Genomic DNA, 17,433 nt, shown 5'->3' with positions numbered 1-17,433 from the left:
GTGTATTAGGGACACCTTTACAAAGCTCTCCAAAAATGGAACCTAGGGTGAAATTCTCAGTCGAGGAACCGTTCATTCGCCTTCACGGCACGCGCATTACACATCAAAAGGTTTGTTCAACAGCAATGCAAGAGCCAGAACCATCCGCCTTGGATGATTCTGGCTCTCTTAACGGTTCGGGGGTGATTTTTGTCAGATTCTCAGACTGGTGCTAGCCCTCAAAGCTTGGAAGCTGAATTTCTGCCAATTGAGGCAGCTCAAACGGCTGTGACGATTGTGGCAATTGGGGCGATTGTGGCAGTTCAGGGAGCTGCGGTGACTGCGGCAGCTGGTCCACAAGATCAGCTAACTGCGGTACAGAAGCTTCCTGCGAAGCCTGCGAATCCTGCGCCCGGGCATACTCCTGATCCGCCGCCATATCCTCATTGAGGGTGCGGTAGGAGGAGTCGCGCTGAGCCGTGGAATCCGATACCTCGAAGTGGTCATTTACCTGACCATCGGGAATGCCGTAGGCCTCCTGAATGGCAATATCCGCGGGCATCACACGCGAGACCGGACCGAAGGTCATCGAATTTACGCCAATAACTTCGTTAGTGGTCGGATCATAGGCATTTCCGCCGGAGTCACCATGGTCAACGCCAATACCAACCGTCCAAATGCCGTTTCGAGCCCGAAATACCTGATAGCCACAGGCACGTCCAGTACGCATGCCGTCCTTACAGATAGGTTTGCCAAAATTATCGAAGGAGACTTCGCCACGCGGCAGGTCTTCATTGTCCTGAATGCCAGTCATCGCTACAGGCTCCCCGTAGCTCTGACCATTTTCATCGATGGAGTAACTTGCGCCGGTAGTTTCTACGTCCGGATCAAGGTTGATTACCCCATAGTCCGCGCCATTAAAGGCCGCCGGCAACGACTCCAGTCCGGCATCTTCCTGCGGCACTTCCCAACGGTGAGCACCTGTCGTACCAATGCGCTTATCGCCTTCGGTGGTCGGCACATACACCTCACCAGTGACGATTGGCAGCCCCACATCCGGAGCATCATTCACGCAGTGCCCTGCGGTCAACATGACCCGATGCTTTTCCCCATTGCGGTCCGTCACCGTTCCCGGAACACCCGCCGAACACATCGGCGAGTTGATATTTCGATACCCATCCCACGGACTTCCCTCCATGGGAGTTCGAATCGGGTCACCCGGACCAACCACGACAGCATGTGCCGCGACCGGGGCTGCCAAGGACAAAAGTGCTGCGAAAGCCGATACCGCCATTCGACTTCTTGCGTGCTTCATTGAGACGAATCTTTCAAATTTTTAGTTTTCCTTTAGGACCATCCCCCACACTAATCCACCACCCCACCCCCAGAAATAGCGTTTTCTCAGACTCTTGGACTTTTACAAAAGTCGTTATCGAATCGTTTCCACAACCCCACATGTCCCTGCAATAACACCAGGCACCTAGCCAATTGACTACCCCCACTTGGGTAGCCAATTGATGCTAAACATATCTCGAACATTAGTTCTATATGTTCGAAAATGTGAGTCCGGGGTGTTCGATAACTTGTGAGCCATGAACACAGCAGACGAGTTTCCCATTCATCGCCGCCTAGCTCTTCCCCCACTTTCCGCTACCTACCGTGCAGAATGTTTCGAAGACCTCGACCTCATCCGCACAATCCTCTGCCACCCCACCATCGGCCGTAGGCATTCGCCCGGCGCGCTAGATCACACCTTCTCGCTTCCCGACGGGCCTGTGGTCACCGTCCGCGCGTCACGGATAGCGCTTCCTCGCGCACTGGTCTCCCAGCTTGCCGACGTGCACGCGGAATACTTCATCCTGAAGGATGTGCCCATGTTCATGTACTCCGTTTCCGTCAAGGTGGAATCCTCATCGGAGGTAGTCCTCCGCGGAATTGGCGGTTCGAATCGGACGCGGGAAGAAAACCGCCGACGTACTCGGGCTGTGGCTGAGGCACTCCATCGTGCGCAGGACTGCAGCAAGATACACGAAAACGGCACTGACCTCGCACTCCCCGGGCGCCGTTATAGCTGGATTGGCACCAGGGACGCGCGGCCACTGCCGTGTCCTAACGAGCTCTTTTCTTCTCGCCCATCAGCGGCTTAGTACTGGTCCCAGTGCTGCCACAGTACAGCTACTCGCTGTCGTCGCCTTCTTCGTCGTCCTCGTCGTCATAGTCGCCATCGTCATAGAGGTCATCATCGTCGTCATCGTCATCATCCCCGTCCAAGGAGGCAACGTGATCAGAGTAGATATACTCCGCGTACCCGTCATCGACGGGTGCCAGCTGATCTTCCCATTCCTCTGCGCGGTCTACCACGAGCGCAAGGACATCCATCAGCTTGTCAAAGTCCTTGAAGGTGCCCAGCGTCAGAACCTCATTGCGCAAGGTCTGGATGTCAGAGTAGAGGTCAGCGAACATCTTGCGACGGTCATCATCGGTGAGAACCGTTTCGGTGTCCGAGTCCCAGAACTCTGCGATGGCCTGGTCGACAATGTCGTCCAAGTTCGCGTCCTGAGAGATGAAGCGGACGTGTGCGCTGGGCTCGTTGTTGTGGGCAGTTACCAAAACCTGGACCAACGAGGAGGTACCAACTTCGGAGGTGACCAAGGTTGCCTCTTCGGGGTCCTGTTCAAACTCCAGGTCAGCAATGCGGTCATCATCACCATCGAGCAGAGTGCGCAGCAGGCCAACAACCTGGTCAGTAGCTACATGGTGGGCGACTGCCGCGACGGCGTCTTCGACGGAGAATACAGCGGAGACCAGAACAGCTTCGAACTCGTCGTCCTCATCATCCACATCGGCAGCGGCTACGTAAACTTCGGCAGCCGGGATGTCCTCATCAATGGTGACGAACTGAACCTCCAGGTCAGAGGTAATGGGGACGAAGAGGGTGTCATCGTTGACACGGCTTTCAATGCCCTCGCGGTCCAGTGCCGCAGCAATCTGCTCGAAAAAGCTCATGGGTGGAATCCTCCCTTGAAAGATAATTGGCCTCTACCCGCAGCCAATCGTAGCGACAAACGCGCAATCATGGGGTGCCTCATGCCCCCGGCAATTGCTGGGAAAGATCGCGCCGGCAGCGTGCGTGCTGCTGCAAAGCCGCCAACGCGGTCGGTTGAGGGGCAGGCCGCCAGCTGTCGATTCTCGAAAACAGAGCGCTCAGTAGCGTGCCCAGAGTTGATGGCGTTCCTCACGAGAACGTTTTGGACAGGAGACACACAGATCGGCATCTGGGCTGTGATAAATCATGCAGCAAGTAGCTCTCTCCAGGTGAGTAACTACATCGAAGTCCGGTTCTTCTCCCGATTCAGCAGCGGCTTCATCCCAGGGGCGCACCTCGCCTCCGCAGGAATCCATGAAACGAGGAAGAGGGACCCGATGTACTCGCTGTATTCCCTCAACGACATGTTTGCCAATAAGCGCTCCACGCCAGGGCTCCATCAGCTCATTACCGGCGGATATTGCGGCGTTAGCTACGGCATCGGCAGCCACGGCCCAAAGAGGGGCAGGCTTGATTTCCCCGACTTCTCCAACAACCTGAGCCAACGGCTCCAAGAAATGAGCCAGTGCTTCGCCGGAATCCTTCAGCTCATCCGCATCCTCAGCGGAAATGCTTTCAAACTGTTGAGCTTGGAACCCAACCCAATAGTCATCTCGAAGAAATGTGAGCCAAGAAGACCACTGCCACACTGGAACTCGATCGGACACCAACACGCATGCCAGCGATGGCCCTACCAATGCTCCGCACATGGACCACCACCACAACTGGGCCTGGAAACGGGTATCCACCTCAACCTCGGGCATGGGAAACAGCTTTCTCCCAGCCTCAATTCCGGCGGCTACAGCTTCGGTAGAAAGGTGCCACTCCGCAGCGCCGTCGTGAGGCGTGACATCTGCGGAAAACCGAGGAAAGTCCGCCAAAAGCTGGGAGTACTCGGGAGGCAATGCGGCACCCCGCGTGACATCGTTCACCAGTCTCATCCTTCTATCGACTGTGTTAATCGCCGTACACCTGTCTATTTTTCCACCGACTACGGAATTTCCCCACAGCTCAGTAGTGTTTATATGGGCATATGGCTCTCAACGGACCCGTTTAGGAGGTCTACTACTTTGTTCCAAAAGACGAAGAAGGATTCAACTCGCACAGTAACTGATGCGGTGAACTCAACCCCCGAAGCGATCGAACGTGATGCCGGAAAACTGGGAACCCTTCTTATCCAAACCCTGGATAAGACCATGAGCTGGCAGTCGTCTGCCATCACCGGGTACGTCAGTTCCCTACACAAGCGAAAAAAAGATGAAACTCCGGCGCAGGTACAGGAACGTATTGATTCCCACTACCTCAACCTGGTCACCGGAACCGGTGGTGCCGCCGGCGGCAGTGCGGTTCTTCCCGGCGTCGGCATGATCACGGGCTTGGCTGCGGTTACCGGTGAATCGCTGCTGTTTCTGGAAGCATCAGCCTGGTACACACTGGCCTCAGCAACCCTGCGCAATATTGACATCACCGATCCGCAACGCCGTCGCACGCTGATTCTTGCGGCCATGAGTGGTTCTGAGGGGACAGCTATTATGGCCTCTCTGCTTGGCGAGGAATCGCTGCGGAAGCAGACCAAAACTTCCGTGAATTCTCTACTGCCACGGCTTGGTGTTCCGCAGCTGGGTGCAGCAAACCGCCTGCTGATTCGCGAGGCACGCAAGCGCTTGATGAAGAACGCTCGTCTGGCCATCATCGGTAAGATTTTGCCATTTGGAATTGGCGCCGTGGTTGGGGCCTCCGCCAATCGCAAGCTCGGTGGCATTCTTATCAGCTCCACTCGCGCATCTCTGGGCCCGCTTCCCCAGGATTGGTCGGACTTTGAACGAAAGCTACCGGCTAAATCCAACACCTCTGAGGACTCGAAGAAGGGCTCAAGGTCATCGAGGTTCTCTATCCCCTCGGCGCTGAAGTGGCCGAAGAAAAAGAAGAATAAGTAGTTCCTCTTACCCGATTACCCTTCAGCGACTTACCCTTCAGCGACGTTTTTCAATGGAAGAGCGGTACCCACCATGGCCCAGAGCAAACCCCTCAGAACCTCTCCCATGAAGTTCTTGTGGAAACAGTCTCTTCACAGGCCACTACCGCTCTATGGTGTCGTTGTCGCAGCGCTAATCGTTGTCGGGCTGGAGTCCGTACTTCCACTTCTCACTAGAGATGCCATTGATGTGGCAACGGGCACTTCCGATGGCGGTGTCCCCGCACGCCTACTGCCTTCCCTAACTCCCCTGCAGGCAGTCATTTCTGTATTTCTGACCATCGCGTTAGTACGCTTCGTCGCCCAGATGGGGCGCAGATTCTTCTCCGGCAAACTCTCCATTGATGTTCAGCACGACCTGCGACTAAAGATCCTTCGCTCCCTACAAAACCTCGATGGTCCAGCACAAGACCGAGTCAACACCGGCCAGGTTGTGTCACGGTCAATTTCTGACCTCCAGGCAGTGTCCGGACTACTGGCGATGTTGCCGTTGACGCTGGGATCCGTCGTCAAGCTGTTCATCACAATCGGCATCATGCTCGCCCTCTCGCTGCCCCTGACACTGGTCGGCCTCGCCGTCGTGCCAGCGATTGTCTACATTGCGGTGAATTCGCGTGACAAACTCCATGCCGCAACCTGGGCTGCCCAACAGCAAGCAGGCGAGATCGCCGGACAAGTCGAGGAAACCGTTTCCGGCATCCGCGTTGTCAAGGCGTTTGCGCAGGGTGACAACGAAGTTGCGAAGATGGAGCGTAACTCGTCGCTGCTCTATTCCCTACGCCTGCGAGCGGCAAAACTCAGCGCTCGATTCCAACCGGCGCTGCAGTCGTTGCCGCAACTGTCCCTCGTCGGAAATATCGCGGTCGGTGGCTGGCTCGCGATTAACGGACACATCACCCTAGGCACGTTCGTAGCTTTTGCCACGTATCTCACCAGCCTGACTGCCCTGTCGCGTCTGGTCTCCAACATGGTCATCTCGATACATCTGACGTCGGCAAGCATCGACCGCATTTCCGATGTCATCGACGCCCGACCAGACAACCCCGAACCCACCGACGCGCTTCCTCTCCCCGACGGCCCCGTTGGCATCAGCTTCAACCACGTCACCCACAGCCGTGGCGGACGCACGCTTATCGACGATGTCTCATTCTCCGTCGCGCCAGGGGCGACCTTAGCGTTGATTGGCCCACCGGGGTCCGGAAAGACTATCGCCACGGAGTTACTCGGCCGTCACTATCTGCCGGATTCGGGAACCATCACTATCGATGCGCCCAGCCACGGCACATCCACAGATACGGCGCGCATTCTCTCCAGCGATGTGTATGACGCTATTACTGTCGTTCCGGACACTCCTTATCTATTTGCGGGCACGTTGCGTGAGAACATCGCATTCGCCAATCCCGCGGCGTCCCAGGAAGAGATTAACGCCGCAGCGACCGCCGCCCAGGTCAACTTCGTCGACGACCTGCCTCAGGGGTGGGACACAGCCATCGGTGAGCGCGGGCATAATCTCTCCGGCGGACAAGCTCAACGCGTGGCGTTAGCACGGGCATTCCTCGCCCGTCCTCGGGTTTTGGTTCTCGATGACGCGACCTCAGCAATCGATGCCGCGACAGAGTTGGAAATCTTCAGCGCGCTGACCTCACAGCTGGCGGATACGACTATCGTCATCGTGGCGCATCGATCTTCCACTCTCGAGCAGGCGGACCACATCGCCATTTTCGAAGACGGTGCCATCACTGGCATTGGCACCAAGGCCGAACTGATTGCTTCTCATCCGCGCTTCACCGAGCTGATGGACATCGACCAGAACGCCTACCCCGAAATCGAAAACCTCGTTCTCGACCCCATTGGCAGTGAGGACCCCAGCCCCGAGGAACTCTGGCCCGACGAAACCGCGCCAACCTCCGACAACTCCACGCCAGACACCGCTGCGCGGCTTCCCGGAGGTGCCACTTCTCAAATGAGCCGCGGGGTTGGCCGAGCCGGAGGCGGTCCAGGTGGCCGCGGCGGCGGTCGTGGTGGCATGGGGGCGGCTCTCGCCAATGCTCCTGCGACGCCTGAGCTTCTCGAGCGTGTGCGAAACCTCCCACCCGCTACCGAAAAACCGCGTGTGCCCGCTGCGGCACTCGACAACTCCGAGCTTTTTTCTCTACGCCGGCTGCTCTCCTATGTCCGCGGCCTATTTATAAGTGTCATCGCGCTGCTCGCCCTCATTGCCGTTGCCGATCTGGCGTTCCCCATGCTCGTGCGCTACGCCATTGACCACGGCATCAGTGAGCACAATGAGGCCGTGCTGTGGGCCTGCGCCGCAGGTGGCTTGGCGACGGTCCTCATCAGTTGGCTTGCCGTAGCCACAAATGCTGTTATTACTGCGCGCACTGGTGAGCGGCTGCTCTATGCCCTGCGTGTGCGCTGCTACCGTCACCTGCAGTCGCTTGGCATTAACTACTTCGAGGCCAATCGCTCGGGCGCCATCATGACGAGGATGACAACCGACATCGATGCGCTCTCCTCTTTCCTGCAAACGGGACTGGCAGAGGGGGCAATCGCCGCGTTTACTCTGCTCGGTGTCACGGCGCTGTTGCTTGCCACACAGGTGTCACTCGCCGCGGTGGCGTTGGCATCGCTTCCCATCATTGTGGTGTCCACTCTGGTATTCCGCCGGATCTCCTCGCGCCTATACAAGGCTGCGCGAGAGCAGCTCTCCTTGGTCAACGCTGATTTTCAGGAGACTATTGGTGGGCTTCGCGAGATTCAGATGTACCACCGCGTCGCCGATATCGAATCTTCCTTTGCCGAGGAATCCAACAAGTACCGCGCAATTCGTCAGAGAGCACAGCTGGCCGTGGCTCTATTCTTCCCCGGCATCAACTTCGTCTCTGAGTTGGCAACAGCCGCGGTATTGGCTGTCGGTGCCCAACAGGTTGCTTCGGGAACCACGACACCCGGCGTACTCGTCGCCTTCACGCTGTACCTAGGAATGCTCTTTGGCCCGATTCAGCAGCTGTCCCATGTTTTCGACGGCTACCAGCAGGCGAAGGTCGGCCTCAATCGCATTGATGACCTCCTACAGACCGCCCCCATGCCAGATCACGGTACTACTGACGGCGCGTCCCGCGCAGCTGCTGGCGACCTGCGCTTAGACAAGGTAACTTTCTCCTACCCCGCCGCCGACTCTGAGCACGAACGCCCGCAGGTTCTCGATGCTCTCGATTTGCAGATTCCTGCCGGAGAAACAGTCGCAATTGTCGGATCCACCGGCGCCGGAAAATCAACAATCATTAAGTTGTTTGCTCGGTTCTACGATCCAGTTGACGGTGTGGTGCGAGCCTCCGAAACTGACATCCGCGACTTCCCTCTTAACGATTGGCGACGCACCCTCGGCTATGTCCCCCAAGAATCACACCTGTTTTCGGGGACAGTAGCAACAAATATTTCCTACGGTCTACCGGACAGCAGTCATGCTGAAATTCAGCAGGCCGCGAAAAACGTCGGTGCCCTCAGCACCATTGCCAGCCTGCCCGGTGGCTTCCACCACCCCGTCGGCCCAGATGGCCGAGGGCTCTCCTCCGGACAGCGTCAGCTCATCGCACTCGCTCGTGCCGAAATGATGCGTCCTGAACTGCTGCTTCTCGACGAAGCCACCGCGACACTCGACCCTGCAACAGAGTCGGCAATCCTTGAAGCCACTGACCGTGCGTCGCGTCAACGCTCGGCAATTATTGTGGCCCACCGCCTGGCTACAGCGGCTCGGGCCAACCGGATTTTGGTACTTGACCACGGGCGTATTGTCGAGGACGGCTCCCATGACGAGCTCCTAGCGGCGGGTGGCCAATACGCAGAGCTTTGGAGCAAGTACCATATGGGGAGCGCGACGGTGTAGTAATTCAGAATTTTCGTTATCCTTGAATGACACTTTGACACTTGCGCTAATTAGAATAAACGTGAGTTAGTAAAACTAAGACGAAAAGAGGCGAGTACCTGCCGTGAGCAGCGACATGAGCTTCGGCCAGAACGAATGGCTGGTCGACGAGATGTACCAGCAATTCCAGAAGGATCCACAATCTGTGGGTCAGGAATGGCGCGAATTCTTCGCAACCCACACCCCGTCCCAAAAGGGCGAGGACCTTTCCAATATGGCAAAGCCAGCAGCAGCCACGAAGGAGGAAGCTAAGGCAACCGGACGTCGTGAATCCAAGGGAGTCGAACCCACTAAGACCCCGAACAAGCCGGCGTCCCCGAAGCCAAAGAAGTCCCCAATGGATGCAGCAGCCAAGGTTTCGGCTGTTGAATCCGGCGAGGAGCCTCTGAAGGGCGTCGCACGGGCTATCGCTAAGAACATGGATGTCTCCCTGGAGATGCCGACCGCTACGTCGGTTCGCGATATGCCGGCACGTCTGATGTTTGAAAACCGCACCCTGGTTAACAATCATCTGGCACGCGCCCGCGGCGGCAAGATCTCCTTCACCCACATCATTGGTTACGCCATGGTGAAGGCTGTCATGCTCCACCCGGACATGAACAACAACTACAAGGTGGTTGACGGCAAGCCAGTTCTGGTTACCCCGGAGCACATTAACCTCGGCCTGGCCATTGATATGCCAGCTAAGGACGGCTCTCGTTCGCTCGTAGTTGCTGCTATCCGCGAGTGTGAAACCCTGACCTTCAAGCAGTTCGTCGACGCCTACGAGGACATCGTCGTTCGTGCTCGCCACGGCAAGCTGACCGGTAAGGACTTCCAGGGCGTCACCATTTCCCTGACCAACCCGGGCGGTATCGGTACTCGCCACTCCGTCCCGCGCCTTACCAAGGGGCAGGGCGCGATTATCGGTGTCGGCTCCATGGATTACCCGGCTGAGTTCGCCGGTGCTTCCGCGGACCGTCTGGCAGAGATGGGCATCGGCAAGCTGGTGACCATCACCTCTACTTACGATCACCGCATTATCCAGGGTGCAGAGTCCGGTGAGTTCCTGCGCACGATGAGCAACCTGCTCGTCGACGACAAGTTCTGGGACCACATCTTCCAGACCATGCGCGTCCCCTACACCCCAATCCGTTGGGCACAGGATCTGCCGAACACGGGTATCGACAAGAACACCCGCGTTATGCGTCTGATTGAGGCCTACCGCTCCCGCGGTCACTTGCTGGCTGATATCGACCCGCTGCGTTCTGACCAGCCGAATGATTCCGCTCCGAACCACGCTGACCTCGATATTGAGGAGCACGGTCTGACCCTGTGGGATCTGGACCGTACCTTCAACGTCGGTGGTTTCGGCGGCAAGGAGACGATGACGCTGCGCGAAGTTCTCTCGCGCCTGCAGAACGCATACTGCCTCAAGGTCGGTTCCGAGTACGCTCACATCCTCGACCGCGAAGAGCGCGAGTGGCTGGAAGAGCGCATTGAGGGCGGCCAGCCAAAGCCGTCCCACGCTGAGCAGAAGTACATTCTGCAGAAGCTGAACGCCGCTGAGGCATTCGAGAACTTCCTGCAGACCAAGTACGTCGGCCAGAAGCGCTTCTCCCTTGAGGGCGCAGAGTCGCTGATTCCGCTGATGGACTCCGCCATTGACACCGCTGCTGGTGCTGGCCTGGATGAGGTCGTCATCGGTATGCCACACCGCGGTCGACTGAATGTGCTCGCAAACATCGTCGGCAAGCCACTGCGCCAGATCTTCACCGAGTTCGAAGGCAACATCGACCCGGCACAGGTCGGCGGTTCTGGTGACGTCAAGTACCACCTGGGTACTACTGGCCGTCACATCCAGATGTTCGGCGAGGGCGAGATTGACGTCACCCTGACTGCGAACCCGTCCCACCTCGAGGCCGTCAACCCGGTCGTTGAGGGTCTTGCTCGTGCACGCCAGGACAAGATCAACAAGGGCGAAGAGGGCTACTCCGTCATGCCGCTGCTGCTGCACGGTGACGCATCCTTCGCCGGCCTGGGCATTGTCCAGGAGACCCTGAACCTCATGTCCCTGCGTGGTTACAAGGTCGGCGGTACCGTCCACATCGTGGTGAACAATCAGATTGGCTTCACCACTTCGCCGGACTCCGGTCGTTCCTCCTACTACGCAACCGACATCGCCAAGGCATACGGCTGCCCGGTCTTCCACGTCAACGGTGACGACCCGGAGGCTGTCGTCTGGGTCGGCCAGCTGGCTGTTGAGTACCGTAACCGCTACGGCAAGGACGTCTTCATCGACCTGGTCTGCTACCGCAAGCGCGGCCACAACGAGGCCGATGACCCGTCCATGACTCAGCCGCTGATGTACAAGATCATCGACGAGAAGGAAAGCGTTCGTGCTCAGTACACCGAGGACCTCATCGGTCGCGGTGACATCTCCGAGGAAGAGTACGAAGCAGTACGCCGAGACTTCCACGACCAGATGGAAGCGGTCTTCAACGAGGTTCGCGCAGCTCAGGACGCAAAGCCGGGCGAGCAGACCGGTATCGCCGGTTCTCAGCCGCTGCCGCACGGTCTCAAGACCGGCATCGACAAGGCTGAAATCGTCGAGATTGGTCAGTCCTACGTCAACCTCCCTGAGGGCTTCAAGATTCACCCGCGTGTTGCGCCGGTCGCTAAGAAGCGCGCGGAGATGACTCAGGAAGGTGGCATCGACTGGGGTATGGCCGAGCTGCTGGCAATCGGCTCCTTCACCGGTGCTGGCATCGACGTCCGCTTCGCAGGTGAGGATGTCCGCCGCGGTACCTTTACCTCTCGCCATGCAGTTCTGATTGACTCCGAGGACGGTTCGGAATACAACCCGATCGACGCCTACGGTAAGTCCAAGAACGGTGGTCGCTTCATGATCTACAACTCGGCTCTGACCGAGTACGCAGGCATGGGCTTCGAGTACGGCTACACCCTGGGTAACCCGGACGCAGCAGTGTTCTGGGAAGCACAGTTCGGTGACTTCGCCAACGGCGCTCAGACCACCATTGACCAGTACGTTTCCTCCGGCGAGGCCAAGTGGGGTCAGACCTCCAAGCTGATTCTGCTGCTACCGCACGGCTACGAGGGCATGGGCCCGGACCACTCTTCGGCACGTATCGAGCGCTTCCTGCAGCTCGCAGCCGAGGGCTCCTACACCGTTGCTCAGCCGTCCGAGCCGGCTAACTACTTCCACCTGCTGCGTCGCCACGTCCTGTCCGACCTGCACCGTCCGCTGGTTGTGTTCTCGCCGAAGTCGATGCTGCGCAACAAGATGGCAGCGTCTGCTGTCGAGGACTTCACCAACCCGAACAAGTTCCGCTCGGTCATCGATGACCCGAACTTCGAGTCCAAGGACAAGTCCGGCATCAAGACCCTGCTGCTCTGCTCCGGCAAGATCTACTGGGAGCTGGAGAAGAAGCGTAAGAAGGACAAGCGCGACGATCTTGCAATCGCTCGCCTGGAGATGCTGCACCCGCTGCCGCACAACCGCCTCCGCGACATCTTCGAGTCCTACCCGGATCTTGAGGAAGTCCGCTGGGTTCAGGACGAGCCGGCTAACCAGGGTCCATGGCCGTTCCTGGCACTGAACCTCCCAGAGGTTCTGCCGGATATGCCGAAGCTGACCCGCGTTTCCCGCCGTGCACAGTCCTCCACCGCAACTGGTGTGGCTAAGGTCCACCAGATTGAGGAGAAGGCTCTGCTGGAAGAGGCTCTCAAGTAGGTCTCATTGACTGGTCTTCGCCAGTTGGCGTGTAAACGCTAAGGGGCTCCAACCGAACGGTTGGAGCCCCTTTCCTGTTGCTTGGGCGATCGTTGCCAGGCATCAAGGGCGAATAGTCAAAAAGCGTGTCCGGTCGGCGTGCCACCGGGTCGGCACCATTTACTACTTAGTCCTCAATGCGAGTTACTGACTACGTTTATGACAAAAATGTCCCGAAAAATGGCATGAAAGTGTCATAAACTCGCACAGTTTCACATTTGCAGCCCGCATTCATGGGTTAATCAACAAACTTGGCGGCAGCCAACAGCAGATACACGTCCGATACCGCCACAACTAGCCCCCGCCACCCCGACTACGCCTTGTCCAGCCACTCTTGAGCGACCAACTCAGGGCTGGCGCCACCAGCCACAGCCCGGGTCATCAGCTTTAAGTCCTCAGTGCTCAGCGAACCCGCAATTTCATTGAGCACGCGGACTCGATCATCTCGGTCCAGCGCTGGCTTGACGTAGAAAGGCACAAGCCATTGCGGCAAGTCAGCCCCGGCATTGTCAGCTGACACATCTGCGCAGCCCTGTGCCATGCCCGCGTCGGTGGCCATTACTTCGCCCGGCAGCGACCGCGAAAATGCGTCGTACACACGGTCGCGCCACTCGCCGCTGAACTGCTTGTCCGGGGTGGAGTCGTCCGCGTATTCCTCCGCCAGTGAAGCCGCCGACGCAGGGTCGCTCAGGCCGAGTAGCTCACCTGTGCATCCGAAGGAGACCAGGACCGCTTCATTGCGTACGGCCCGCAACCGGTCGTCAGCATTGCGAATGCCAACGACCTCCGCTTGCCGACCTATCCTCTCAAAGCTCTGCGCATACACGTACGCAAGAGCTGCTTGCTCAGGGTTGCGTAGGTCTGCCCCGACAGTCACTACCGCCTCCTGCTCAGGAGGAACGGGCATCTGCGGATCCAAATCAGAACATGCGGCAAGACCGAACCCCGTCGCCCCAGTGACCAACGCCAGGGCGGTAAAAGTGCACGCAGTAGCCGTGGAGCTACCCTTGCACCCCATTGAGCGGATGCGAAAGTGGAACCCGGCGTTCGCACGTCTAGAATCAATCATCGACACCAGCGTAACCTACGAACGGATTGTGAGGTCACCCAGAATGGGCGAAGAGAAAAGCCGCAACATCAGCGCTTCGGCGAAGGCTCGCAATCCGCGAACTAGCTCGGCCAGTCAAAGCCCAAAACCGTCGGCCACAGCAAAACCCGGTAAAACCGCTCGGGCGACGAATGCGGCTAAATCCGCAGCGAAGTCGGCTGTCTCGAAGGTGACGCGCACCAACGGCTCGTCGTCAAGCACAGGAACAGGACAGTCGAGGGCGGTGCGCGATGCCCTGCGCGATTGCGGCGTCTACATCGGCGGCAAGCGGTTGCCCGGCACCTACGACCACTTCTCCGGGCTGTCCGAGGTACGGAATTTTGGCGAGGGCTTCACGTGGCTGTCATTGTCGCGTCCCAACGCGACACAGATGGACGCCATCGCCGAGCTTTACGGGCTGGATGAGCTGACGGTGGAGGACGCACTGACTAACCGCCAGCGTCCCAAGATTGAGATCCACGATGATCACGTGGTTTTTGTAATTCGCTCGATTCATTACTCCCCGGAAGGCCTCGCGGATGACGAAAATGAGATTATTCGCTCCGGCCAGCTGATGATTGTTATCGGCCCGGAGTACGTCATCACCATTCGCATGGGCATGCCGAGCTCGGATATGCAGCGCATTAGCGCACGCGTGGAGAACACCACCGACGCCATCGACTACGGCCCCGCGGGCGTGCTGTGGGCGCTGACGGACAATCTCGTCGATGCGTACCTGCGCATCGCGATGCAGCTGGAAGATCGCGTGGAGATCATGGAAGACGAAGTCTTCGAGCCGAACTTGGATTCGGATATTGAGGACATTTACATCCTCAAACGAGAGATTCTGGAAATGCGCCACGCGATCGATCCGCTGACACCGGCACTGCGCTCCCTGATGAATCTGCGGGAAGACATCATGCCTAAGGACGTCAGCCGTTATCTTTCCGATGTTCTCGACCACCAGCTCGCCGCCGCGGACCTCGTCTCCGGACTCGACGAACGACTCTCCGCCCTCATCGACGCCGCCGCCGTGAAAATCCAGCTGCAGCAGAACCAGGATATGCGTACCATCTCGGCGTACGCGGCTATTCTCGCCGTCCCGACCGCCCTGGCCGGCATCTACGGCATGAACTTTGACCACATGCCCGAGCTGCACTGGGAGTACGGCTACTTCATCGTCCTCGCCATCATGTTTGCCATCGTGGCGTTTTTGGTGTGGGTCCTGCGCCGCAACAAGTGGCTGTAGGTACTGCTTCTGGCAGGCATCGCTTTACGACGGATACAGCAACCTACCCGCGATTCCCACCGAGCGCCCGCTGCGCCAACAGGTCACGGGCCCGCTCGGCATTGCGGGGATTGCACAGGACGTCGTAGCGACGGGCAACAATCTCCGTTGTGCTCGAGAAATCCCGCTTGCCGTTTTGCATTGCGTACGGAACTGCGGCCAGCACGATGCCGAAGATGGCGCCCATACCGAGGCCAACAATCAGCGGACTAACCCAATCCTCCTGGAAAAGCCCCAGAATCAGGCCGAAGAACAGGCCCATCCACAGCCCGTACAGCGCGCCGCCGCCGAGCACCTTCGGCCAGGTCAGCCTGCCAACCACGCGCTCCACCTGCATCAGGTCAACACCGACGATGGTGAGGTCGGAAACCGGGAACTCATCGCGATCACTGAGCGAATCCACCGCCGCCTGCGCGTCGGAGTAGTTGGTGAAACTGCCCACCGGCCACCCCTCGGGTACCTGGCGCTGAGGCAACCGGGACTTCATGCTCTGTTCCCGGCCGCTCCCCCAACCGCTGCCCGCTTCCCCATTTGCCATCGGTACTCTCACCGTTCCCTTGCAGTTGTTGTCACAGTAAAAGGTGACTCAGTTGCTGAAAATATTGCTAAAACTATCGCCAAAAGGCGTTCTATCAAGGACAACGTCAGACGATTGGCAATTGTTCCACCGACTGGTCCGCCGCCCATTCCACCGCCACCGCTCTTGCCGGAAGGGTTGGTCGCTGTGACCGTCGTAAAGCGGCAAACTACTGATTTTGTCAGTAGTTCTTTGTCTTGCGGGGTCTCACGATAAGATTCACTACATAATGTCTACGATTACTGAAGCTGAAGTTCGCACCGCCCTGGCGCAGGTCGAAGATCCTGAGGTACGTCGCCCGATTACCGAGATTGGCATGGTCAAGTCCATCTCGGTGGCGGACAACAATGACGTGGCCGTGGAGATTTACCTCACCATCGCCGGTTGCCCCATGAAAAACACCATCATCGAGCGCACCGAAGAGGCGCTGAACGGTATCGAGGGCGTTGGCAACGTCACCGTCACCACCGATGTGATGAATGACGAGCAGCGCCGCGAGTTCCGCAACGCCGTCCGCGGCACCGCCTCCGAGCCGGTGATCCCATTCGCCCAGCCGGACTCCCGCACCCGCGTGTTCGCCGTCGCCTCCGGTAAGGGTGGCGTTGGTAAGTCCTCCGTGACCGTGAACCTCGCCGCCGCGCTGGCCGCGAAGGGTCTGTCTGTCGGTGTCCTCGATGCCGACGTCTACGGACACTCCATTCCGCACATGATGGGCTCCGAGGAAAAGCCGCACCAGGTCGACGACATGATCATGCCTCCGCAGGCGCACGGCGTGTCACTGATTTCTATCGGACACTTCGTCGACGACAACGCACCGGTTGTCTGGCGTGGGCCAATGCTGCACCGCGCTATCCAGCAGTTCCTCGCAGACGTGTTCTGGGGCGACCTGGACGTCCTGCTTTTCGACCTGCCCCCGGGAACCGGCGACATCGCCATCTCCGTGGCGCAGCTCGTGCCGAACGCTGAGCTGCTGATTGTTACTACCCCGCAGATGGCCGCCGCCGAGGTCGCAGAGCGCGCCGGCACCATTTCGCTGCAGACCCGCCAGCGCATCGCCGGTGTCATCGAGAACATGAGCTGGATGGAAATGCCCGACGGCTCCAAGATGGAGGTCTTCGGCACAGGCGGCGGCGAGACCGTTGCCCGTCGTCTTACCCAGATCACCGGCGGAAAGGTCGAGCTGCTCGGCCAGGTACCGCTGGACACCGAGCTCCGCGAAGGCGGCGACAAGGGCACTCCGATTGTCCTGTCCAAGCCGGATTCGGGCGCGGGCGAGGCCCTGAACGCTATCGCTGGCAAGCTGGTTGTTCGTCGCGAGTCGCTCGCAGGCAAGTCGCTCGGCTTGGGCGTGACTCCGAAGTAGGCCTTCGCTTTACGACGATCACAGCGACGCCCCCTCCCCGGTATTTTCGGTGCCGGGAAGGGGGCGTCTGCTTTTGCGGCTGCGGTGTCTGGGGCGTATGTGTTGTGGGCGTTTTCGGTGGTGCATCCACCAAAGCGGCTGCGTGCACTTACTGACTAGGTTTATGACACTTTCGTGGCAAAATTTGTGCGGTAGGTTCAGGCGGTGAATGCATCACCACTTTCGACCAGGAGAAGTAGTGAAGCAAACCCGCCGAACGAAATACAGTGCCATCAAACCNATTGCGCTTCAACACATTGCCAACGGGGCATCAGCAAGCGCGGTTGGACGTGAGTTAGGGATACCCTCACCAACTGTCAGGCGGTGGGCGCGACAAGCCGGA

Annotated in this window: 12 protein-coding genes; 7 read left to right on the top strand and 5 right to left on the bottom strand. The window is 58.5% G+C overall.

Annotation, left to right across the window (positions count from 1 at the left end):
* Nucleotides 1-211: 211 nt before the first annotated feature.
* Nucleotides 212-1,294, bottom strand: a complete 1,083-nt coding sequence (locus ADB08_RS06840) for a S1 family peptidase (RefSeq protein WP_239660032.1) — start codon at nt 1,292-1,294, stop codon at nt 212-214.
* A 277-nt stretch (nt 1,295-1,571) separates the two neighbouring features.
* On the opposite strand from ADB08_RS06840, the gene ADB08_RS06835 reads away from it, so the two are divergent.
* A complete protein-coding gene (locus tag ADB08_RS06835; RefSeq protein ID WP_049171999.1) occupies nt 1,572-2,126 on the top strand; it encodes a hypothetical protein in 555 nt (184 codons plus the stop codon).
* 28 nt (nt 2,127-2,154) lie between these two features.
* On the opposite strand, the gene ADB08_RS06830 is transcribed toward ADB08_RS06835, so the two are convergent.
* Together ADB08_RS06830 and ADB08_RS06825 are read right to left on the bottom strand one after the other, a co-directional pair.
* Nucleotides 2,155-2,985, bottom strand: a complete 831-nt coding sequence (locus ADB08_RS06830) for a hypothetical protein (RefSeq protein WP_049171997.1) — start codon at nt 2,983-2,985, stop codon at nt 2,155-2,157.
* A 198-nt stretch (nt 2,986-3,183) separates the two neighbouring features.
* Nucleotides 3,184-4,005, bottom strand: coding sequence for a (2Fe-2S)-binding protein (locus ADB08_RS06825; protein ID WP_222865052.1), 822 nt, complete (start codon nt 4,003-4,005; stop codon nt 3,184-3,186).
* Between the two features lie 177 nt (nt 4,006-4,182).
* On the opposite strand from ADB08_RS06825, the gene ADB08_RS06820 reads away from it, so the two are divergent.
* The 3 genes from ADB08_RS06820 (at nt 4,183) to ADB08_RS06810 (ending at nt 12,697) form a co-directional block, all read left to right on the top strand.
* A complete protein-coding gene (locus ADB08_RS06820; RefSeq protein ID WP_224433199.1) occupies nt 4,183-5,001 on the top strand; it encodes a hypothetical protein in 819 nt (272 codons plus the stop codon).
* A 105-nt stretch (nt 5,002-5,106) separates the two neighbouring features.
* On the top strand, nt 5,107-8,925 hold the full coding sequence (locus ADB08_RS06815; protein WP_162837152.1) for an ABC transporter ATP-binding protein: 3,819 nt from the start codon (nt 5,107-5,109) through the stop codon (nt 8,923-8,925).
* A 103-nt stretch (nt 8,926-9,028) separates the two neighbouring features.
* Nucleotides 9,029-12,697, top strand: a complete 3,669-nt coding sequence (locus ADB08_RS06810) for a multifunctional oxoglutarate decarboxylase/oxoglutarate dehydrogenase thiamine pyrophosphate-binding subunit/dihydrolipoyllysine-residue succinyltransferase subunit (protein ID WP_048732838.1) — start codon at nt 9,029-9,031, stop codon at nt 12,695-12,697.
* Between the two features lie 352 nt (nt 12,698-13,049).
* Here the strand turns inward: ADB08_RS06810 and ADB08_RS06805 are convergent, their stop codons facing one another.
* A complete protein-coding gene (locus ADB08_RS06805) occupies nt 13,050-13,805 on the bottom strand; it encodes a hypothetical protein (protein ID WP_048732840.1) in 756 nt (251 codons plus the stop codon).
* Nucleotides 13,806-13,848: 43 nt separating this feature from the next.
* On the opposite strand from ADB08_RS06805, the gene ADB08_RS06800 reads away from it, so the two are divergent.
* Entirely contained in the window at nt 13,849-15,072 is a 1,224-nt protein-coding gene (locus tag ADB08_RS06800) for a magnesium and cobalt transport protein CorA (RefSeq protein WP_049171991.1), read from the top strand.
* 43 nt (nt 15,073-15,115) lie between these two features.
* Here the strand turns inward: ADB08_RS06800 and ADB08_RS06795 are convergent, their stop codons facing one another.
* Entirely contained in the window at nt 15,116-15,598 is a 483-nt protein-coding gene (locus ADB08_RS06795; protein ID WP_042388577.1) for a general stress protein, read from the bottom strand.
* 319 nt (nt 15,599-15,917) lie between these two features.
* Here ADB08_RS06795 and ADB08_RS06790 point away from each other — a divergent pair, with 319 nt between their 5' ends.
* Both ADB08_RS06790 and ADB08_RS11510 read left to right on the top strand, forming a co-directional pair.
* Complete coding sequence (locus tag ADB08_RS06790; protein ID WP_049171989.1) at nt 15,918-17,051, top strand: Mrp/NBP35 family ATP-binding protein; 1,134 nt, start codon at nt 15,918-15,920, stop codon at nt 17,049-17,051.
* Between the two features lie 208 nt (nt 17,052-17,259).
* Nucleotides 17,260-17,433: helix-turn-helix domain-containing protein (locus ADB08_RS11510; RefSeq protein ID WP_239660036.1), on the top strand; the 174-nt coding region annotated here is incomplete at its 3' end.

Source organism: Corynebacterium sp. 239_CJEI, from assembly GCF_001055995.1.
GTDB lineage: Bacteria > Actinomycetota > Actinomycetes > Mycobacteriales > Mycobacteriaceae > Corynebacterium > Corynebacterium jeikeium_D.
This window is presented reverse-complemented; position numbering and strand designations above follow the sequence as displayed.